Source organism: Candidatus Thiosymbion oneisti (assembly GCF_004359955.1).
GTDB classification, from domain to species: Bacteria; Pseudomonadota; Gammaproteobacteria; order Chromatiales; family Chromatiaceae; genus Thiosymbion; species Thiosymbion oneisti.
The window spans coordinates 75,015-97,031 of the sequence record NZ_SMSC01000017.1 but is presented as its reverse complement, the minus strand read 5'-3'; the positions used below and the strand labels follow the sequence as shown (position 1 = coordinate 97,031).

The following is a 22,017-nucleotide window of genomic DNA, read 5'->3' as shown; positions in this document are numbered from 1 at the left end:
TGCTGCAAGCCTGTGACTACTCTGGAAAAACGTGCACGAATACAGATTCAAGACCGGCGCCGCTCTCTTTTGGGAGGTGCTCGGCAGACTCGGGGTTGACTATCTGTTCGGTCATACCGGGGGCGCCGTCATTCCCCTCCATGTGGAGCTGAACAAGCGTATGAGCCGCGGCGAGTCGGGGCCCAGGTTCGTGCTCTTCCGGCAGGAGGGGGGGGCCGGCCACGCGGCTGAGGGCTATGCCCGGGCCAGTGGTCAGATCGGTGTCGCTCTGGCGACCTCGGGTCCGGGGGCGACTAATTTGATCACCCCGATCGCCGATGCCTATAAGGACTCCATCCCGACGGTCTTCATCACCGGCCAGGTCCCGAGCGGCGCGATCGGGACCGATGCCTTCCAGGAGGTCGATACCCTGGGGGTGACCCGCCCCGTCTCCAAGCACAACTATCTGGTCAAGGCGGTTGCCGACTTGGAATGGACCCTGCACGAGGCCTTCCATCTAGCCGCCACCGGTCGGCCCGGTCCCGTGGTGGTGGATATCTGTAAGGATGTCCAACTGGCGGCGGTCGAGTCCGGGAATCCCCCGCGCCGGCGCCGTCGCGAGCCGGTTCCTTTCGACGCCGCCAGGGCGGATGCCATCCTGGCTGCCGTGACGCAGGCCGAGCGTCCGGTGGTCAAGGCGGGGGGCGGCATCATCCATGCCGGTGCCGCGGACCTCCTGCGCCGCTTCGTCGAGTGTTTCCAGGTCCCGGTGACGACCACCTTCAATGCCTTGGGTGCCGTGCCTTTTGCGCATGCTCACAATCTGGGGATGCCGGGCATGCACGGGAGTATCCCAGCCAATTATGCCTTGCGGGACGCGGATCTCATCCTGACCCTGGGGGGCCGCTTCGATGACCGGGTGGCGGTGAAGGGCTTCGCGGCGGACAAGCGCATCGCCCATGTGGACATCGACCCCTCGGAGCTCGGCAAGGCGATCAAGGCGGATCTAGCCCTGGCCGCCGATCTCAAGACGTTTCTGCGCCATGCCCTAGCGTCCGGCCGCAGCGCCCATCATGCGGCCTGGCTGGCACAGATCGGCCGCTGGCGGGAGCAGATGCCCAAGCCCTACGGCACCGGGGATTACATCAAGCCGCAGGCGGTGGTCGAGGCCATTTCGGAGCTCACCGCGGGTGACGCGACTCTGGTTACGGGGGTGGGCCAGCACCAGATGTGGGCGACCCAGTACTATCGGTTTACCCGTCCGCGCCAGTGGATCAGCTCCGGGGGGTTGGGGACCATGGGCTTTGGGCTCCCGGCCGCCATCGGGGCCTGGTATGCGAGCCCGGATCGGCCCGTGGTGCTCATCGACGGCGACGGTAGTTTCCAGATGAATATCCAGGAGTTGGGAACCCTGGTCGCCAACCGCATCCCGGTGAAGATGTTTGTGCTCAACAACGGTTATCTCGGGATGGTGCGCCAGTGGGAAGACATGATGGACGAGGGGAACCATTACGAGACCTGCCTCTCCCGGACCGTCGAGTGCGATCCCGGTTGCGTCAAGTTGGATCCGACCTGTCGCATCCAGCTCCCCAACCTCACCGGGCTGCGGTTCGTCTATCCGCGGCTCAAGACCATGCGGGTCAGAACCCCCCAGGCGATGCCGGAAGCCGTGCGCGAGGCCCTCGCATATCAGGGTCCGGTCCTGGTGGATGTCTGGATCGACAAGGCGGAAGACGTGCTGCCCATGATCCAGCCGGGGCAGGGACTGGGGGAGATGATCGAATCCTAGAAGCTGTCTGGTTAAAATGGATCCAGGCCCACAGGCCGCGCGGGGGGTCATGTGGGCGTAGGTTGCGTTAAGACGCCGGCACAGACCCGGCAGGACGATCAGCGCGCCTTGGAGCGTCGAACGCAACACGTCGAACTGTCCCGACGCAGGAGGGATCTTTTCCCTCCGACAACGCCGAATCATTCAGGATTGCTATTAACCAGACAGCTTCTTAGATATGACTTCGATCGTCTGGCATAAGGTGACGGCACATTTCTGATCCACACAGACAACTGGAATTTTTCAAGATACCCAGTAGTTAAAAACCGGTGAAATACTCATGCATCCGTTGCTCGCTCCGACCTTACTCGTCCTGACCTTACTCGCTCTGATCTTAATAATCCTGATCAGAGCTTACAGCGTCCCGCTCAAGGATCCGACAACGCTTTCATATGGTCTTACCTATCTCGACAGGACTGGATTGAGTGGCGACAAGTTTGCACCGTCGGTGCGGCCGAGGGCGGGCATGAAGCTGGTGATTACGGCGCTCCCACAGCTGGCGCGGGAGCGGAATGTGATCATGTCGGTTCCTTCCTCTTTCGATTGGATCTTACCCGAGGACGGGCGTTTCGGGCAGCGGGACTTCTTCGCCGTCTCCGCGTTGCTCGCCGCTGCCGATACCCGCAGAGAGGGGGAACCTCCACGCGATCCGATGGCCTGCTTGCGCGCTATCGGGAACCAGCTGAAGCAACAGACCGACGGCAATCCGGACGCGTTTTTTCAGACCTTCGCCAACGCTGTTCTCGGTCCCGTGGTGAACAGTCTACGGGTCCAATATCATGGCCTCGCCGATTACGAAGCGGGTACACCCGACTGGTATCGCGCATTGGCGAACGAGGGACGCGCGATCGATTTTGAGGCGCAAGACGACAACTCGACCTTCCAGGTGGAGTTCAAGATCGCGCTGCCTTCGGAAACCTCGGACCAATGCGGTGCTGACCCGCAAGACACCGTGTCGGTCTTCGATCGGAGCGGTGATCCGTTCCAAACACGCGATCCCATAGAGTTCAAAGATCTCGATTCGACCCCTGAGTATCCGAACGTCTGGCTCGGCAGGCATGAATCTCACACCGGGCCCTACGGGCCCTATGCGCCGAGAACCTTGCTATCGGTCGAAGTGCCCGTCACGTTGTATGACTGGCCGGGTCACTGGTACGTCCCCTTCTATTTCAGCGTCGCCGACCTCGAACGGCAGCTGGGTATCGAGGTCGGGGGCATCGCCCGGCAGGGTGCCTATTTCCCGGATGCGAATCTGGTTGGCGCACAGGAGCCCGACCTCGAGAAGGCGCGCCCCGACCCTGACGCCGACTCCCGCTTCACAGTCTGGTTCGACCGACCAGGTCTCAAAGGATTCGTCGACCGCTCACTTCTCACCTTTATCTTAGGCTTCAAAGGATTCTTCGGGCGCCCGCTTCTCATCTCGGCATCCGAAAAGGAACGGATCATCGTCGGCGCCGATGACGTGATCTTCTGGCGCGTCGCCAGAGACTGACAAATAACGTGCGTCCGGAGACGAGGTAACGAGCCATGCGACTACGCCTGTTCGGACTGGAGTTCCAGATTGCGACCGACGGTACCCTCGAATTAGCAAACCCACCAACGGACCTCGTGATCTCGTTCGCAGGACGGGCGGTGGAATCCGGCGGCCAATGGCGAGCCGAACTCGAGTTGAGAGGCCGTCTCGGTCGGTGTTCATTCAACATCAACCTGCCGCTCATAAGGCTGAGACGCGCGTCTGATGCACCCACCCTGCTGGTGCCGGCGCACGATCCGGTCGAAGACGGCAGCAGTATCCGGTTCAAGCTGTTCCAGGACAGCGATCCCGGCGGTAATTGGGGTTTGGCCCTGGGTGGGCTCCGTCTGGTCGGCGATCCATCGCGCGACCAGCCGTTCGTCACTGACCACGACCGTCTAGTGGCGCGGTTCCCGGAAACCCCCTTGTTCCGCTCCCCCGAGAATGCATTACCTCTCGCCTTGGAGGGAAGCTTGGGCGGTTTCGTGCTCGACCTGACGGACGGACGGCTCACCGCGACCGAGGATGCCGTGCGGGTCCGGGTCGGCGTCGGGGTCGTGAACGACCCGCCTCAGGCCGGAGGCCAATTGTTTACATGGCACGGTCGATCGCGCGCCGGGGTCACAGTCGACTTGCGTCGGCTTGCGGACCGCACGGTACTCCGGTTTGCCGCGAACGACCCAGTGGCGAGCATCGCGCTCAACGCGGATACGGTGGATGCCGCACCCGTATCGGCGGACAATCCGGCGATTGCGCCGTTCGAGGTCGAGAACAGCGATCTTGAGGTCACCTTCCTACATCGGCCCGCGGACAACCCGCGACTGGACGACCTAGCACTGACGCCGGCCAATGGCGACGGTCAGGTCCTGACCGCGTATGCCTTCTCCGACGCCCGCAATCGGGCATCGCGTTGGCGCATCCGCGAGCGGTTGCCCTTGACGCTACGTGCCAAAACTCCGAGCCGGCCGGGCGGGATGTCGATCTCTCCCGCCGTCTCCGTCCGGGTAGACTCCACCGACCCCGCTGACACCTCTTTACATGGCCTGCACGGGATCATCGGTCGCACGCGGGTGATCTGCGCCGGAAGCGTGATGCTTAAGGGAGAAGAGATTGGAGAGCACTTCCCTTCGCGGGACGACGTGAATCCCGACGTAAATCCCGATCTGCTGTCCGATACCGTGCTGCCGCGCCTGGACTTCAGGGGGCCTGGGTCCAACAACCTCGGAGTGGTGACCGTCCGGCCGGGAGAGACCTTTGCCGGGCAGGACGGCCACTCGGCGGCCAACTTCCACATGCGCGGCAGGGCACTGACACTGCCGCTGATCGACCGGAAGCATATCGCCAAGAACCGCCAGAGCAATTGGGACCTCGAAGTAGGCAAGATCGAAGCGTCCACCCTGGGCAGTCAGCACCGACGGCACGACGAGACAGCCGTCCACGAGACCAATCTGTTGGAACCGGTCCTGAAGTCGCCGGCGACTCAGTTCTTCGACCGGCTGTTCACGGCCGCGGCCGACGACGCAGATGGGCCGGTGGTCGCCCTCGTGTCGGCCGACGACGACGAGCGGCCCTTCCCCAAAATTGGGCCCTATGATACGCGGTTCGACTATCGCAGCCTCGGCGTGAACATCCGGGTCGAACCCAAGATCGCCGACTACATGGTGATCCGCAAAGAAGACGTGGCAGGCGCCTTCGAGCTGGACCAGATCGTCGAGTTCGCATTCGACCCCAGCGGCAATTTCATGCCGCAGCGGGAGTTTCCGCAGGGGCTTGCGAAAGGTTCATCACCTGCCAATCCCGTCGTCGCCATTGTCAAGCTGTCCCGGAAGATTTCGCTCGAAAAAATCTTCGACGATGAGACGATCGAACACCGCTACGTTATCCCTGGAGGAGGCGACAGGACGATCGACCTGTTCGATGAACTTCCATCCGACGTCAAAGGCCAGGGTTGGACCGGGTTGATCCTGTTCCGGCTCCCGATCCTCGGCGAGTCGAAGCCGAATGAGGAGCCGGGCTTGGCCGCGCAACTGATCGGCAACGTGCTCGGTGACGAGCTGGAGCTCGCCTATCTGGCGCTTGCCCCGGTCCGGGATGCGAGTGGTACCCGGCGCATGTCGCATTTCGCGCGGGTGCTCTGGAAGAACGGCCGCTCGGTCATCGACCGCTCCGATTTCAAGGATTCGGACGGAAATCACAATCCACACGATCGCAAGGAGACGCGGTTTCAGCTCAACCGTATCGACGTGACCTGGGCGGACGGCGTCCTGTCCGATCTGCGCATCGACACCCGGTTCTACATCGACAGCCTGTTCGGCATCCGCCACGAGTCCACGACCGGAGGCCCGGAATCTCGTTGGATCGATATCGGCGGCCGATACGACGAGGACCAGGATCGGGTCCGCTTTCTCGCCGATCTCTCGGAGCCCTGGCAGATCTTTCCATTCACCGACGGTGATGCGGGTTTCGGTCCGTTGCGCCGGCTTGCGCTATCGTCGATCGAGATTACCCGAACCGGCAAGGACCGATTGGCGATTTCGCTCGACGGCGACCTCGAGCTCGGGAACTTCGGCGTCCCAGGGCTCGGGTTCGATGGGTTCGGCCTCGGCAATGACGCTCGCATCGATTTCAGCGGTCTCGATCTGTTTCTACCACCGTTGGATGTCGGCCTTGATCTGAACGGTAATTTTCTCGAGTTCGGGTATCCGTCGATCCGCATCAATCTCGACCTTACGCCGTTCCAGATCGGGCCGATCGGCCTGAAGCTGAAATCCATTGCGATGTCCTGGGACGGCAAAGGCATCGATTGGGAAGCGCCCCTCAAACTGGTGCGCGCCGGGGATTTCGACATCGAGCTGCCGACCTTCTTTTTCGATTTGCAGATCGATTTCGGGTCCCTGCCTGAGCTTGCACTCAAATCGGTCGACAAGCTGCTGCTCGATTTGCAGATTGGTCTGCAGGGACGCGACGGACAACTCTGGGACCGGATCGAAATCGGCTTGTCCGCCGTCGATTTTCGAAAGTTCGAACTGGACCTGCTGCGGTTCCTGACCATCTCTGCCAAGACCATCGACCTCAAAACCAAAACGGCCAAGAGGGGAACCAAGGAATACCGGTACAGTGTATTTCAGGCCAGCGGCGTGCGGGTCCTGATCCTCGGTCGAGAGGTCGTCAAAGATCTATCTTTCTTTTTGTTCATGTCGCCTGGAGGGCAAGTCGGCATTCTCGCGTTTGTGCCAACGCAAATCGACACCTTCCTGAAGATCCGCTGGGTCCTGATTGGCCGGGACGTTCTCCTCGACCCCAAATTCGCCGCTGACATCATGTCGGTGGACTTTCTCGACAAAGACAAAGATGAGGACATCGGAGGCAAACTAGCCACACAGGGCAAGAAGGGTGGCCTGCTACCCCTGATAGCGTCCGAGCAGCCAATCGGCGACTGGGTGTTTGCGGCCGGGTTCGGACTTGGATCCGATGAAGAGCCGCTGCTGAACGGACGCTTCCTGTTCCAGGATCGCAAATACTACGGCCTCGCCGTCGGCGGTGGCATCTTCAAGGAGTGGTTCGGGTTCGAGTTCGCCCTGTCCGTGCTGTACGAGAAGGGTCCCACCCCGAGCCAGGATCGGGTCGTCATATCCATCCGGGCCCCGAAAATAGACCTGTCGACATTCAAATTTCTCGGCGGCGTCATCTCGCTGCGGATTGCCTTCGACGGCAGCTTCCTCCTGGACTGTGGCTTTCCCTGGCGACGCGAGGGGGAGCGGCTGTGGAACCGCACCTTCGGCGCCATCGTCACGCCGTACCAGGGGTCCGGCGGCTTCTACATCCGGAAAGAGAACATCCTGGCACCCTTGGGCAACAACCTGGTCGCCGCCGGCGGGGGCTACGCATTACAGGTAGGTCTGGGCGCGACGTTCGGCGGCGGCGTCTTCTCGGTGTGGGTCACCGTCGGGATCTACAGCGTCATCGAGGGTGTCGTCGTCCTGAAGGACGACAATCTGAAGGCCTTCCGGCTGACCGGCGCCATCGGCGTCGTGCTGCGGGGCGTCGGGGAGCTGAACTTCTGGATCATCTCCGTCCGGGTCGAGATCGTCGTCGGCGCCGAAGCCGGCATGACCCTGCTCTATCGGTCGGACGACAGCATTCCGGATCTGACGGAGATCGGAATCCCGGCGACCATCGATCCGGGACGACCGGTGATCCGCGTCGATTTCCTGCTTTATGCCCGGGCGAGCGCCCGGGCGTGCATCGGCTCGGGTTGGTTCAAGCTCTGTAAATCGATCTCCGTCAGCGTGCCGATGCGGGCGCGCTACGATCTCTCTCTGTGAGGTACGCATGTCAACCACCCTCTACCTGACGGTCGATTTGCACGCCCATCGTTGGTTCGATTCCCAGGCCGACGATGCCGCCATCTGGCTCTGTATCCAGCCTCACATCCGTATCCAGCGTCGCCAAGTCTTTCCTTACATCATCAGGCGCATGGACGTTATCAGTCGCGTGGACGTTAAATTCGCCGATCTGCGCGCCTTTATCGAGAACCATGCGACAGGCGGCCGATTCAAGTACCTCCTCTTGCCGGAAGAGGTTAAAGATAGCGAGTTCGTTCCGGTCAATCTGCCTTCCGATGTCGAGATCACCGTCCAGTGGGACACGGATGGCCCCATGCGGCAGCCCAACCGCAATACCCGGTCGACAGGGATGCACATCATCGACCCGACTTGTTTCAACAATGACAACCGGGGGGGGCAGGCAGCCGACACCGCAGGCCAGGACAAGGCGCAGCCGGTCGAGGCCGGGCCGTTCGCAGCAGCATACAATCAGGCCCTTCAGGGCGCGTTGCAGGCGATAACCAGGGACCCGAACACCGATCTCTCCGATCTGGCGGATCAGCTCATTCTCGGATTCTGGGGCGGTACGCGCCGGCGCATTCGCGCCCGATCCGTGACTCCAGGCGATATCGAGCTCATGGCCCTGGATACGGGCGATCTGGCGGACGACGCGGAGGTGAAACAGGACCCGACCTTTCGCGTGACCAATCTCCATAGTCTGAACGGCCTGATGTTCAAGGTCCTGGAACGAAGCCAGGTCCCAGAGATCGGCACTGTGCGCGATCTGACAATCAGGCTGTCCTGGCCCGGTGGCGGCACGGTACTGAAGGTCAGCGAGGCGGCGGCAGAGGCTCTGGAGCGACTGCAAACGTTCTTCGAGACCCTCGGCGATGTGCCGGCCGAGGTTCTCAGTGATCTGAAGCACCGGGAGGCGCCCGGATTTGCGAACCGGGTCTATGTGGACGATCAGATGATCGGCTTCGGCGCCGTTCAGCTGGGGACCGGTGACGGTGGCGCGAAGCAAACCTGGTTTCGTCGGCGAGCGGAGCGGCGCGCGGACCCCGAGCTCCAATCCCGACTTGCGGACATGTCGCGGCTGGTGGTCCATTTCGGCCGGCCCATGGAGTCCACCGCCCAAGACAGCAACCTACCACCCGTCGAAGGTCCGATGACGTTCGAAGTGGCAGATGTCGTCGAATGCCGCTTGACCCGCTATCGCCTTGGTGGTGCGACCGAACCAGGGGCCTGGCTGGTTGCGCGCTTGAGCCCGACCGAGACCGACCGTGCGCAGTTCGAGCGCGAGCTCGAGGCCGACGAGGACTGCTTTAGGAACAAACCGCTGCTCGATCAAAACGGAGATGTGCTGCCGGCCACCCAAGTCCGTTATCTCGGCTGCTACCAGTTCCCCTGGGAAGGCGACGAACGGGTTCCCTTGTTCCTGGTCAAGAGCATGCCTGCCAGCGGTGGTGAGGGGGATAGCGGGGTTACCGATGATGTCGGCGAGGGAGATAGTGGTGTCATCGGCGAGCTTGAAACCGTCAGCGTGGTGTTTCCACGTGTCGAACCGGATGGCAAGCCTATCCGACTGACGCTCGACCCGGCCGGCTCACGCACCAAGGAAGAAGGCATGCGCGACCCCACCGGGCCGCGTTGGGAATTGCCGGCGGACCCACAGCTGCCGGATGCCGAGTTCGAGCTGCTCCGGCTCGTCGAGCCGGCCCTGTCACCGGAGCATCAGGCCCGCCTGATCGTCGCCGTTGCCTTCCGGGACGATGCCGAATTCGTCTTCGCCCATAGCGCCGCCCGCTACGAGGGGGTGATCCGGGTCGATTACCCCGAAATCGAAGGCGAGGAGGCGGAGCAAGAAATCCGCGAGGATCTCGTCAATTTCAACACCCTCAATGTCTATCACCGGTGGCCGATTCTGGATCGGGCGCTATCGGAGGTCGACGACAGCGAAGACCGCCGTGAGCTCAACACGCGGTTCAGCGAGCTGTTTCCTTTCTGGTCCGAGGACGGCGGCCACTCCGAGGATGGTGACAGCCACGCCGGCTCCGTTGCCTTCCAGTATCTTTTCAAGCAACCGGTCCAGTCGCCGCCCGGCGATCTCGCGGGTGCGGACATCCGGCGCTACTTCGATGCCCTGTACCAGGCCGCCGGAACCCAACGGCGACTCGATTTTCGCCTGGAGCACACCTATGGCTCGGAGCTCGACCTTGGAAAGGACTCCTCTCTCGCCTGTCCCCTGGATATTCGCCCTTTGCTGCCGCCTCATGCCGCCAGTCCTCGTTTCAAGGAAGAAACCGTGAAAGAGGTCGATGCCCCACCTTTCTTCAGTGTCGGATACCGCAAGGCGGCGGCCGGCGAGTTGCTGACCTTGACGTTCGACCGACGGTACCTGGATCCGGCGTTGGCACCGGCCCGCACTCCTGATGATGACAAGCGCGTCTCGGAGTTGCGCGAGGCGTATGTGAATGCGCAGCGTGCCCTGTGCGAATTGGCCTATGCCGAGAAGATCGAGCTGGAGGGGCGGTTCCTGACCTTCGATTTCAGGCAGGCACTCCATTCGGACTCGGGGCCCATCATAGCTGGGCTGACACCCGTCCCTGCATTCGAGGGGGACGCTACCGGGTGGCCGGTCCATCTCAATGACCCGAGTCTGCCGCCGGAGCAGAACCTCCAGTCGGTGGCGCGCGCCTTGCTCGATGGTTGGGACACCGCCCCGGATCGGATCGAGATCCCGCTGCCGGTGGGGAAACATCCGTCGATCTCTGATAGCTGTAATGTGATCGAGCTCGCCCTGCGGGTGACCCGTAATCCAGATAAGGTTCCGGCAAAGGACCCGACCCGTTGGAGCGTCGTGCGCACCCGCGTGCGCCCGACCCAGCCCGAGTGGACCGGTCCGCAATTGGAGCCCGCCGTCGGGACCGACCAAGGCTTCCGGCAATTTCTGAACGGGCTGCACAGGGGACGGGCGGCCATCCAACCCGATCAGGAAACGCGCGAAGCATCGGGCAGGCTGCTGGGATTGCTCTCGGATGGCAGTGCCGAGTCGGCAGGCGCCTGGATCGTGCCGGAGGGCCTCAAGCGGCTAGGTGGCCAGAGCATCATGGCCAGCATTACGCCGCTGAGCTTCGTGCCGGTGAAGCCGCATCCGCAGCTGGGACCCCAGACCTTCGAGCTGGCAAAGCGGTATTTGAAGGGGCTACAGATGATCCTGTCGCTTGCGCCGGGGGCATGGACGCCGAAGGGTGAAGACGACCAGGTTGTGACGGCCTGGACTGATCTTCTGGACCGTCTGAAACGCTATGACAAGAACAAGGCTATCGTGAACATGGCGGAACGGATTCGGGATCTGCTGAGACCGGTCCATTTGGCCAAGGGTGGCCCGGACGATCAAGCGTTGGACGAAGAAGTCCGTAAGGCCATCCAAGACCTCACCGATCCCGACACAGACCCGGCCAGGGAGGTACAGGAGAAGGTACGGACCGCCACGCTCTCCTTGTTGCTGAGAGATCTTTCGCTATTCGGCGAGGCGAAAGCGCTCCTCTATACGCGGTTGCGGGATGGGGACTCTCAATTGGAAATCACACCGGCCTTCCACGCTTGGGAAACCCTTCGCCGGTCGGGAAAGTACCGCAAAACCCCCTCTCCCGCCGGGAGAGGGGTTGGGGAGAGAGGATCGAAGGGTGAAGATCGGTACCTTCTACAGGACCAGCGCCGGCTGTCCTACCGCGACGGGCTGACCGACCTGGCCGGCCAGTACGGCTACGGGTTTCTCGAGGTGTTACCGGATGCTGGCTACGGCAACGATTTCACCCTGGAAGACGCGCAGGCCTTGTCGTTCGAGAGCCTGATCGAACCCTTCGAACGCGGCCAGAACCCAATCACCAAGCGCGATCCGTCCATTCCGCTGAAGGGGGATCGTGTCAGGATGCCGGACCAAGACAAAGACGCCAAATCCGTCTTCCTGCCGTCGCGTCAGCCGATCCGCGATCCGGCCCTGGCATCCGCCGCGATCTTCGACGAGATCCAGAACAATCCGAATTGGTCGGAAGAGATCCGGGACGACACCAAGTCCTTCGATCTGCAAAAACTGCTCGGCGGGGAGCTCGTGGCGGTGACGGAAGGCCCAAGGGTCTCGGTCCGAGCGGCGACGACCGACCCAGCGGACCAGTCCCAAGCCCTCGACGACTTTCTGGTCACCGGCATATTCCAGGTCTGGAGCGACGAGGAGGACGGGTTCTCGAAAGATACCTTCGACCTCTGGATCGAGGATGCTGATGAGGGTGAAACTATAGAGATGAAGAGCAGCGTACCGACAGTTAGCCTTTCGGAAACCTTCCTGAAGCAGCTGTTCAAACTGTCGGACTCGCCGCAGATCCAAGGGATCCAAGACCTCGACCAACTGCTCAACCATGTCGACGAAGCCGGAAGCCTGCTTGAACCGGTCAGTGATCCCGGCGGAGAGGCATGGGATACGGAGCCGTCACTGCGCCTCGTCGTTGACACGGTGAATAACGGAGAAACGCTGCGCCGAATCGACATAACGTCGGACCCCGACAGCTACCTTGAAGCCTTCCTGTTCCGGGTCCTACCGATTGAGCCGGATGTTCCACCCCGGCCGCGGGCCCACTATCTCCTGGTGGCGGTGGAACGGCCGATCTGGCGACGAACCGCGATCCGGCTCGGACAGTCGCGCAACCGTAAGGACATCGAGGGTCCTGATTTTGCGCCGATCTTCGGCTTCACCTCGCGGTCGAGAACCAGCGCTGTCCCCCAGCAATACACTGCCTCTGTACCCGACGTTGGCCGGGAGTTGAAATTGCCGGCACGGGTCGTCACTTGGCGACAAATCGAAACGGCCTTGGTCGACCAAGAGTTTCTGCTGCCTTCCAGTCTCCGTCAGCAACATTTGGTGGTTGTGAGCGTATTTCACGAGCAGCGAAGCCAGCTCCGTAAGGGATACTTCGATCCCAGCGGGAAAGAAAAATCCAAGGAGCTGGCATCTGAAGTTCTCTCCAAGTTCGCCCTTGAGATTGTCAACGTCAAACCCAGCGAGGCGGACTCCACGCAGGTTCGGTTTCCAGAGCCGTTCGAGCATTTCCTGCTCGATCTGCAGTGGTTCTCATCCCGCAACCGCGAGCTCCTGCGGCTGAACGGAATCCGCGTGGCTTTAGACTGAAAGGCTGTCCAAAAACTGACCCATTGATTTTAAGCCGGTAGGCTGGATCGAGGGACGAGACCCGGCAAACCAAGCTTGCCTGTAAATGCTGGGTTTCGTTCTTCAACCCAGCTACTCCCTACTCTGGCCTACGGTCCTTTTTTGGACAGCTTCTTAGCTTAATGGTATTGAGATCTACGTGGGCCGGCAGCACGGTGGGTGATCCTGGGTAGGTTGCGTTAAGACGCCGGCATTGGCCTGGTAAACGATCAGCGAGCCTTAGTGCGTCGAATGCAACCCGTCAAACCTTGTCCCGACACAGGAGGGATCTTTCTTGTCCCGACGCAGGAGGGATTTTTTCCCTCCGGACATGGGTCAATGGCAATTGGCGTGTAACCTTCCGATTTGCCGGCTCCAATGTCGAGCTGGTCGATTACCAAGACTACCACTGACAGGAGCACAGTCATGATGAAGAATCCTCCGCACCCCGGCGAGCTGCTCCGCGAGGACGTACTTGCGCCGCTGGGCCTGTCGGTCAAAGAAGTCGCCGCACGCCTCGGCATGTCGCGGGTCGCGCTATCGCGCGTACTCAACGGCCATGCTGCGATCAGCCCGGACCTGGCCGTGCGCTTGGAACTTGCCGGCGTCAGCACGGCTCGCGCTTGGCTCGCCATGCAGGCCAACTATGACTTGGCTCGGGTGATGCAGCACGAACAGCCACCGGTGCGTGCCCTGCAGGAAATTGCAGCCTGACCTAAGGCCTCTATTTACGCGGATTGTCACAAATTACATCGTTTTCAATCTAATGATCGAAGCCTCGAAAACCCGCGGTCGCTATTTGCTGGGCCTTAAGAAGCAGCATCCCGCCTGGCGTCTGCTGGCGGCCCGTAACGGGCCCTTGGTGATCGGCTCGTTGAAGGCGCTGTTCGACGAGCAGGTCAATGGCATCGATCTGGACGCCGCCCAGCAGCTGTTGAGCGAGTCCCTGCAGTTGGCGCACGAGGCGGGGGAGATCGAGTGCGACGAGGACTATCGCCTCTTGGCGCGGCGCGAGATCCGGCAATGGATCCGGCAGGAGCTGATCCTGGAGCGGGACGGTCGGCTGATCGCCACCGATGCGTTGGAGGCGACGTTTCGGTTCGTCGACGGACTGGACAATCGCATCATGACCTCCACCGCGTCGCGCCTGTCCATCGTGCAGCGGGAGATCGAGAACCTGGAGTTTCGCTTAAATCCCGACCCGGATGTCCGGGCCAGGCTGCTCAAAAGTCGGATCGCGGATCTGGAGGCCGAGCTCGCGGCCGTGGAGCAGGGCGAGGTGGAGGTCTTGTCCGAACAGGCGGCGATCGAGGCGATTCGTGAGGTCTATACCCTGTCCATGGGACTGCGCAGCGATTTTCGCCGGGTGGAGGATTCTTATCGCGCGGCCGACCAGCGGCTACGCGAGTCGGTGGTGAGCCAGGACAGTCATCGCGGGCAGATCGTGGATACCCTGTTGGACAGCCAGGACGCCTTGCTGCAGACCGATGAGGGCCAGGTGTTCGATGCCTTTCAACAGCAGCTGACCCGCAGCCTCGAGCTGGAGAAGATGAAGCAGCAGATCCGCTCCCTGACGGATCGGTCCCACATACACAAGGCGTTGAACCGGGAACAGCGGTCCGAGCTGCGGTGGCTGGTCATGCGCCTGGTGGACGAGAGTGCCGTGGTGATCGAGGCGCGCGCCCGCAGCGAGCGGGATCTGAAGGGCTTTCTGCGCACCGGCTTAGCGAGCGAGCATCATCGGGTGGGCCAGCTGCTGAACGAGCTCCTCGCCCAAGCGGCCGCCGTGGATTGGTCCCGGCAGGCGCTGCGTCGGGCGCCCGGCCCGCTGCCGCCGGTGGGCTTTCCCAACGGTAGTCTGCCCGTGGTGGAACGGCTGCGGTTCAAGGACCTGGAGGAGGGCATCCGGCCGATCCTGGAGCTGATCGAGCAGACTACCGACCTGGACGAGCTGGACGATGATTTCTGGTCGGCCTTCGATGCCCTCGACCAACGCGCGCTGATCGAGCAGACCCAACGGCTGTTGGCCGAGGAAGGCCGGGCCATGACTATTGCCGAGATCGCGCGCCGGTTGGCGCCGAGTCACGACCTGGAAGCCTTGGCCCTGTGGTTGACCATGGCCTTGGAGGCCGAGCTGCCCATCGCCGACGAGGAGGCGCTGGAGCTGTGTGACCGGCAGGGCAAGCGGACCCGCTTCACCCTGCCCCGGGTCGCGCTGAATGCCGGGGCGGTGGCCGGTATCGAGTTGGATCTGTGATGGGTAGCGGATAAATTTTAAGTGGCAAATCTGCTTGGTTCTTTTTCTTCACCTTTGCAATCCGGGGTAGTGGGTAAGTTTCAAGTGAGAACATCCAGCAGTCGATAGTCATCCTGAATTTCTATCACTTGAAAGTTTTCCACTACCACAAATCGTTTCCACCAACGGTTCAATAAATCTCCAAACAGCTGCTTTCTTCATTCTCAAAGAAGGTTTCAATCTTGTCTTGATTATTGAGCAGAAGATCGAGTACGTACCCTTTGGGCTTGTTACCACACTTGAGCCAGATGACCTTCGGCGGATTACCGTAGACTAGACTGAGTTCATGGAAATCCGAGTCCTTGGTGACGATGGTAAAGTTATTATCTTTAGCGAAGTGCCAGACGGTGAGATCATCGGCCTGATCGAGGTCGGCGAACTTGACCTGGGTCGAGCCAGGATAAACGGGTTTCAGTTTCTCCAGCAACCGAAACGACAAGTTTTGATCCAGTAGCAGTTTCAAGCCGGTGCGATCGTCGAGAGCCGGTGTTCACGGTCGGCGGCGAAGGCCAGGCAGGCACGGATATCGTCCTGGGTCAATTCCGGATAATCCTCCAAAATCTCCGTTTCACTCATGCCCGAAGCCAACCACTCCAGCACGTCATAGACGGTGATTCGCATGGAGCGGATACATGGCTTGCCGCCACGTTTGCCCGGCTCGATGGTGATGTGATTTTGATCGTCCGTCATGAGGTTTGCTCCTTTATCCTAAGGCTGCATTAGGGTTGGTGAGTTCCCGGAAACGGTGCTTCAGGATGACCAAATCCAAATTCCCTTTAGTCAGGTCTTTCTCGTGCTCTGAAAGTATATCCACTACCTCGAAGCGGCGTAATAGTTCTCGATCCTGAATGTTCAGCGAGATAACATTTACGGTTCACATCCCCAATATGTTTGGATGAGAATTTGGAGTTCTGATGCACCGGCAACCGGATGCGCCGAACACGCCGAACACGCCGAACACGCCGAACACGCCGGACCCGGCACCGGATCAGGCGCTTGGCGACCTGACGGACTCGCCCTCGGAGCATACCCCGGTCGAGCGCGCTGTCAAAGACTGCGTGCAGGAGCTACTCAGGACCGGCGTGCTGGAGGCCACGCGCAAACCGAATCTGTATCGCACCGCGCTGACCGCACGCGACACCATCAACGGCCTGCTGGAGGCCCTGGATCTGTGCATGCAGATCGACGAGGTGCGCGGGCTCGCCTTCATCCGGGTCGTCGACGGCTATGACGGCGGTGATCGCGACCAGTGGAGCCATCCCCTGCTACGCCGCCAGCGACTCAATCTCGAACAATCCTTGCTGGTCGCCATCCTGCGCCGCTTCTATGTCGCCCACGAGGTAGACAAGGGGGTCGGCGACGACGCGGCCGTCGTCCATCTGGACCAGCTGTTGCCGGAGCTGAACCACTTTCTGGGCGAGACCGGCAGCGATCGCCAGGACGACAAGCGCCTCCGGTTGCTGCTGGAGCAGCTGCGCGGTCACGGCCTGGTCTCGGAGATCGACGACGACGAGCGGCTGCGGATTCGGCCCTTGATCGTACACGTCGCCAATCCGGCCAATCTGCAAAACCTGCTGGCGGCTCTCGCCCGACAGGCCGGGGCCGACCGTGGGCAAGATCCATAAAGAGCCTGCTCAGCGAGACCCACCATGGCGGATCAAGAAGGCGCCCGTAAGTCGGACGAATTCATTGCCGTCAGCCTGACCCCGGACGTGTGCAAGACACCGGTGGGCAGCACCCTGGTGCCGGTGCCCTATATGATCGTGGCCGATCTGAGCGACAGCTTTGCCACCAGTCCTAACGTCCGGTTCGGCGGACAGCCGGTTTTCGTCCACGACCAAAGCAAAATCTCCCATGTGACCGGCGACGAGGCCGGCATCGGTGGCGGGGTCGTATCCAGGACCTACAAAGGGATCGTCGAGTCCGTCGAGGGCAGTTCCACGGTCCGCGTGAACGGCAAGCCGGTTGTGCGCCACGGCGACCGCTGTAAGATGAACAACGGCAACACCATCGGCCGCATCCTCTACCAGGGACCGGGCGGCGGCGCCCCCAACACAAGCGGCGACACCAACCCGCCGGTGGTCCCCGAAACGCCTGAAGAAGAACAGGCCGCGCGGGAGAAACGGGGCCTGTGGGCGCGGCTCTCCGAAGATGTGCATACCGCCCTGGATGGGCTCGGCTTCATTCCCGGCGTAGGCATCTTCGCCGACCTTGCCAACGCCGGTATCTACGCCGCCGAAGGCAACTTGGCGATGGCCATTCTTTCCGGCGTGGCGGCAGCCCCCGGCATCGGTGACGGCATCAAGGCCGGGGCTATGGCGGCCAAGGCCGGTGGGAAAGTCGCCAGGGAGGCCGCGGAAAGAGGGGCCAAAGAAGCTGCGGAAAAAGGCACCAAGAAAGCCGGCGAAAAGGTCGGCAAGGATGGCGTCCGGATCACCGGCAGACGCATGAAGCGGTATGAGGTCAAATGCTTCCGGACCGGAAAGAAGATCCCCAAGGACAAGCATGTGGAATTCGACCGCCAACTCCGGCGCCAGCGGGATGCCCTGAACCGGATGACCGTGGACGAGTATTTCAAGGGGCGCACGGCCTATAGGAGCATCAGGAGGAACTCGGCAACTGCACAAGCGGCGAGAAGAAGAGAACAAACAAAATTGGCTAAAAGTCTCCGTGATAATTATCGCAAACAAGGTATGTCGGCGACGCAAGCCAAACGGTTGGCGAAGTCGAAGTCATCCGAGATCATGAAAGGTCTCGCCGCTCTGCATGAGCCGGATCTGGTTGTCGGCGGCAAAGATGTGATCGGTGGCTTCGGCGATGCCCAGGTCAACAAATCCATCGGCGGCGGCTGGAAGAGCCGGGTCGAGGATCTGGATGAAGCTGCCGGCAAGGTTTCCGGGGTAGAACGCGGAAAGACCGGAATGAATGTCGAGCTCAAGCGATGCCCATAAGGGGGGAATACGATGGATGAGGATTTTGAACTATTTCTGAATGATGAGGGATTCGCCCCGGCCTTCGACTGTCGGCCGGTCAGCGAAGCGACCTTCAACAGGTATCAAGGCAAACTGCCGAACAAGCTGTTGGAATACTGGCGGGCGTTCGGCTTCTGCGGCTATGGGGAGGGTCTGTTCTGGATTGTCAATCCCGAGGAGTTCGAGGACGTGGTCGATGCCTGGCTCGAAGACACGCCGCTTGCGGGTTCGGACAACTACCATGTGTTTGCGCGGTCTGCCTTCGGCGAATTGTTTATGTGGGGAGAAAAAGGTGGGAACTCCTTAGACATTCTATCGCTATATGGAATGTTGTTCCCGACGCCACCTACAATATTAATCCAGAAAGGCAAATTAGATTTGTCGCTCCAATCATTTATCTCAGGCCAATCCAAAGACGATCTTGATTTTTACGACAGCAACGAAAAACCGCTGTTTAAACGGGCCTTGAAAAGACTGGGGCGTTTGGAACCGGATGAGCTGTACGGCTTCGAGCCGGCATTGGCCCTGGGGGGTGTTGAGAAGCTGGAAAACCTGGTGAAGGTCAAAGCTGTGGAACATCTGCTCATCCTGGCCCAGCTGAGTGAAAAAGAGATCCGGGAGAACGAGGCCATCAAGGCGCTTCGGGAAGGCAGGATCACACCTTGACGCATAGCAGTCGTAGGATACACGGTAAGCACCTGTCTCGTGCAGGGACGCACAGGCAGGCTCGACCCAGCCTACTGGCTTTAAAATCAATGGGTTAGTTTTTAGACGGCCTCTAAGCCTGCCGCCGCACGCCAAAAGGACCCATCAGCCCACCAGGTGTCGGGCGGAGAGCAGGTCTTCCTCGGCGCTGTCGCGTAGCTCGGCATCGCCCCGTTTCGTCAGGCCCAGGAACCAGACATCCTGACGTTGCTCCTCGGTCAGGTCTGCGGCGCCCGCATCCAGATGCCTGATGCGTGCGGGGGGCTCGCCGCCGATTTCCGTCTCGATCACGGTCGCAAGATAGGGATAGCGCGCCTGCTCCAGGGTCCAGTCCACCGGCTTCCCGGCCCGGGCCTGGGCACGGTTGCGGTGTACGCGCAGCACACCGTCGCCGGGATACTGCTCCCAGTTGCGGTCGAACCAGTCCGCGGCTATGCCCCAACCCTGGGCACGGGCATGCCAGAGGCCGGTCTCGATGATCCGGACACTGCCGGGGGGCAGGGTCTCGATCTCCGATTGTGCGCGGTCGAGTGCCCCGTTGCCGCTCCGTCGCAGCAAGACAGCACGGCCGAAGGCGGGGTCGTGGGAGAGGTCTTCCCCGGTGATGTCGGCTAGATCGGCCAGATCGCCGGCGGGACCCTCGTGGGGGCGCCGCGGTTGCGCGGGCCGAATCGGCTCGCCGGCCAGCGCCCCTTGCAGGCGACGGCGGATCTGGTCGCGCTTGGCGATGCTTTCTTCATTGAAGTCGAGCTGGTCGGCCCGGTCCAGGACCTCCTTGGCCTCCTCCAACCGCTCCAGGTCGATCAGGGTATCCGCCAGCCCGTTGATGGTCACGGGATCGCGGGGGAACTGCTGCTGGGCCTCTCGGTAGACCACCACCGCTTGGTCCCGGCGGTCGGTGATACGCAGGGTGTGGGCCAAATCATTACGGCAAACGGGGTTGTCCGGGAACAAGCGGATGGCCGCCCGGTAGACCGCCTCGCCGAGCTCCGCATCGCCGTGCAGGACCAGGGCATGGGCCAACTGGTTGTGAGATTGCACGTTATGCGGAAAGCGCCGGCGGGCGTGCCAGTAGACGGCCTGGGCCCGGTGCCAGTCGCCTTCTGCCTCCAAGGCGCGGGCGAGCAGGGACCCAGCATAATGATCCTGCGGATTCCAGCGGGCGGCCTCATGGGCCAGCGCCCGCGCCCAGGCCGGGTCCGGCTCCAGGAGTCGGTTGCCGAGGCTGCAGAAGGCGCGCACCAGATAGTAACTATCCCCGCTCTCGCGGCAGTAATGGCGATACCGGTCGAGCAGCGCTTGCAGCTGTGGCTTGATGGCCGCCAGATTCCCCGGCAATTGCCGCAGCAGCGGCCGCAGCTCATCTGGATATGGCGACTGCAGGAGGCCCTTCGTCTGCCGTGGATCGGACGGCCCCAGGGCAGACGGGTAGCGCCGGTCCAGCCACTTGCGCACCGGGCTGGAGACGTCCCGTGCCTGAATCAGCTCACGAAAGCGCCGTCCCCACTGGTCAGCACTCATGGGGTAGACGCCCGCCAGATAGTCCAGTTCGGCGAGCCAGGGGGTTCCTTTCAGGTCGCCCCGGCGGGCCAGGGCCTCACCATAGTCCAGTACGCCGCGCAGCATGGCTCGTGGTACCGAACGCTCCACCCCGCCTTTATCGTCCGCCGGCAGCAGGCGCAAACCGGTGATGCCGATGCGTGCATAGTCCTCGTGGACACCCCCGGCAAGGCAGGTGAGTCCGAGCCACAGACCGAGCAAGCGGCGGTCCGGCTGGCCCTGGGTGAGGGCGATGAGCAGTGCCGCCTCCGGGTCCCGTGAGCGGCCGAAGTAAAAGCCGCGCAGCCAGGCACGCAGCCGACCCTGGTTGTGGGCGCACCAGGCCCGGGATTCCGGCAAGGGCACCAGCAGCACGGTACGGAAGGCGTCGACCAGGGCGTCGGCGAACCGCTTGCCTGGAAGGCCCTCTGACGCCGGTGCACCGAGCACCGCATCGAGCCATTCGTGCATTGCCTGGTCCGCGCGCGGGATCTGTTCCGGTGTCAGGATTTGGACCAGGGCCTCGGACGGACGCGCCCGGGCGAAGGGGCCGAGGAAAATACGGTCGGCCAGCAGATCGCCGATGGCCTGGACGGGCTCGGCGACAAAGCGCGCCTGCCAACGCTGGATGGCCGGACTGACGGGAAGTGCGTTCATTCCCCACCCTCGCCGAAGAGGTCAGCGCCGAAGTCGTCGCGTCCCGCGTCGATACGGACCCAGGGCAGATGGAAGCCACGCGCTCGGTCGAGGGGCATGGTCACCGGCTCAGCGACGATACCGGCCCGATAGAAGTGCTCCGGGCGGTAGACCAGGCGCGGGCTCAAGAGCTCACAGCCCATTTCGTAGTCATTATCGTCTTCCACCGGCGTCAGATTCACCGTCCTGCCGTACAGCGGTGCCTTGGTGGCATCCGGCTTCGGCAGGGGGCTTGGAAAGGAGTAGTTACTGATGTCGCCGTCCAGCATGGTAGGAATGGCCGGATGGCCTTGTCCATCGAGGGCGGCGATCGCCTCCGCCACTGGATAGCGCATGACCAGGATCTCGACCGGCCGCCCGGCGGGGCCAGGGTCCAAGTGGCCCAACCCCAGGCGGTTGCGCAGACGCACGGCCCAGTCTGCCACCCCGTCCGCCAGGATGTCTGCGACCTGGATCTCGGTGGTGACGTAGGCGGGACGCCGGTCCCGATCAGCGTTCCAGGCATTGCACAGGCCCTGGAGAAAGCCGCGGGCGGCATCATCACCAGCCCGAAACCGCTTTATCTGGTCCGCCACTTCCTCGAAGGAATCTCCGCGCAAAATGCACGGCCAATCCGCCTGCTCGACCCGGATCAGGTTCAGACGCTCATCGATCTGAGTCACCCGATTGCGGTCGCTGAGCGGACGGAAGGTCACAGGCGCATCGGATTCGCTGGGATCGAGAAAGAGCTGCTCCGTAGCAAAGCCGTGATGACGACCGTACCAGTCGTCCATGTCCGAGACCGGACCGAATGCAAAATGGGGCTTGTACAGTTCCAGCGCCTCCGGGGGCGGACGTTCGTCGAGCAGGAAATTCCGGGCGCAGGCCCGCTCCTCGTAATCATCGGATTTGGAAGCCGCGCTCAGGTAGCCGTGAAGGTTGGGAATGGTTTGCAAATCTATTGATTTTACTTGGGTCTTTT

The 22,017-nt window shown here is 61.8% G+C and carries 13 protein-coding genes; 9 read left to right on the top strand and 4 right to left on the bottom strand.

From position 1 onward, the window contains the following. Positions 1 to 31: 31 nt before the first annotated feature. The 6 genes from ilvB (at position 32) to E1958_RS11600 (ending at position 15,105) form a co-directional block, all read left to right on the top strand. Positions 32 to 1,768 (top strand): biosynthetic-type acetolactate synthase large subunit, encoded by a 1,737-nt coding sequence (gene ilvB, locus E1958_RS11630; protein ID WP_133512019.1) that lies wholly within the window; start codon positions 32 to 34, stop codon positions 1,766 to 1,768. A gap of 505 nt (positions 1,769 to 2,273) precedes the next feature. After that, positions 2,274 to 3,299, top strand: a complete 1,026-nt coding sequence (locus tag E1958_RS11625; RefSeq protein WP_133512018.1) for a hypothetical protein — start codon at positions 2,274 to 2,276, stop codon at positions 3,297 to 3,299. A gap of 35 nt (positions 3,300 to 3,334) precedes the next feature. Further along, on the top strand, positions 3,335 to 7,645 hold the full coding sequence (locus E1958_RS11620) for a hypothetical protein (protein ID WP_133512017.1): 4,311 nt from the start codon (positions 3,335 to 3,337) through the stop codon (positions 7,643 to 7,645). Between the two features lie 7 nt (positions 7,646 to 7,652). Next, positions 7,653 to 12,830, top strand: coding sequence for a hypothetical protein (locus E1958_RS11615; protein ID WP_133512016.1), 5,178 nt, complete (start codon positions 7,653 to 7,655; stop codon positions 12,828 to 12,830). Between the two features lie 447 nt (positions 12,831 to 13,277). Further along, entirely contained in the window at positions 13,278 to 13,562 is a 285-nt protein-coding gene (locus E1958_RS11605) for a HigA family addiction module antitoxin (protein ID WP_207787800.1), read from the top strand. Positions 13,563 to 13,614: 52 nt separating this feature from the next. Further along, entirely contained in the window at positions 13,615 to 15,105 is a 1,491-nt protein-coding gene (locus E1958_RS11600) for a DUF3375 domain-containing protein (protein WP_133512013.1), read from the top strand. A 169-nt stretch (positions 15,106 to 15,274) separates the two neighbouring features. Here the strand turns inward: E1958_RS11600 and E1958_RS11595 are convergent, their stop codons facing one another. Continuing rightward, complete coding sequence (locus E1958_RS11595) at positions 15,275 to 15,607, bottom strand: DUF5615 family PIN-like protein (protein WP_133512012.1); 333 nt, start codon at positions 15,605 to 15,607, stop codon at positions 15,275 to 15,277. Continuing rightward, on the bottom strand, positions 15,604 to 15,834 hold the full coding sequence (locus tag E1958_RS11590) for a DUF433 domain-containing protein (RefSeq protein ID WP_133512011.1): 231 nt from the start codon (positions 15,832 to 15,834) through the stop codon (positions 15,604 to 15,606). The genes E1958_RS11595 and E1958_RS11590 overlap by 4 nt, the downstream gene beginning before the upstream one ends. Positions 15,835 to 16,058: 224 nt before the next feature. On the opposite strand from E1958_RS11590, the gene E1958_RS11585 reads away from it, so the two are divergent. The 3 genes from E1958_RS11585 to E1958_RS11575 are packed head-to-tail and all read left to right on the top strand — an operon-like array spanning position 16,059 to position 18,782. After that, a complete protein-coding gene (locus E1958_RS11585; protein ID WP_133512010.1) occupies positions 16,059 to 16,769 on the top strand; it encodes a DUF4194 domain-containing protein in 711 nt (236 codons plus the stop codon). Between the two features lie 24 nt (positions 16,770 to 16,793). After that, positions 16,794 to 18,095: a PAAR-like domain-containing protein gene (locus tag E1958_RS11580; RefSeq protein WP_133512009.1), complete on the top strand. Its 1,302-nt coding sequence runs from the start codon at positions 16,794 to 16,796 to the stop codon at positions 18,093 to 18,095. Positions 18,096 to 18,107: 12 nt separating this feature from the next. Continuing rightward, complete coding sequence (locus tag E1958_RS11575; RefSeq protein ID WP_133512008.1) at positions 18,108 to 18,782, top strand: GAD-like domain-containing protein; 675 nt, start codon at positions 18,108 to 18,110, stop codon at positions 18,780 to 18,782. A 144-nt stretch (positions 18,783 to 18,926) separates the two neighbouring features. Here E1958_RS11575 and E1958_RS11570 read toward each other — a convergent pair whose 3' ends face one another. Next, the gene (locus E1958_RS11570) at positions 18,927 to 21,017 is read right to left on the bottom strand and encodes a tetratricopeptide repeat protein (protein ID WP_133512007.1); all 2,091 of its coding nucleotides are present in this window, start codon (positions 21,015 to 21,017) and stop codon (positions 18,927 to 18,929) included. Continuing rightward, positions 21,014 to 21,991 (bottom strand): hypothetical protein, encoded by a 978-nt coding sequence (locus tag E1958_RS11565; protein WP_133512006.1) that lies wholly within the window; start codon positions 21,989 to 21,991, stop codon positions 21,014 to 21,016. The genes E1958_RS11570 and E1958_RS11565 overlap by 4 nt, the downstream gene beginning before the upstream one ends. Between the last annotated feature and the right edge of the window lie 26 nt (positions 21,992 to 22,017).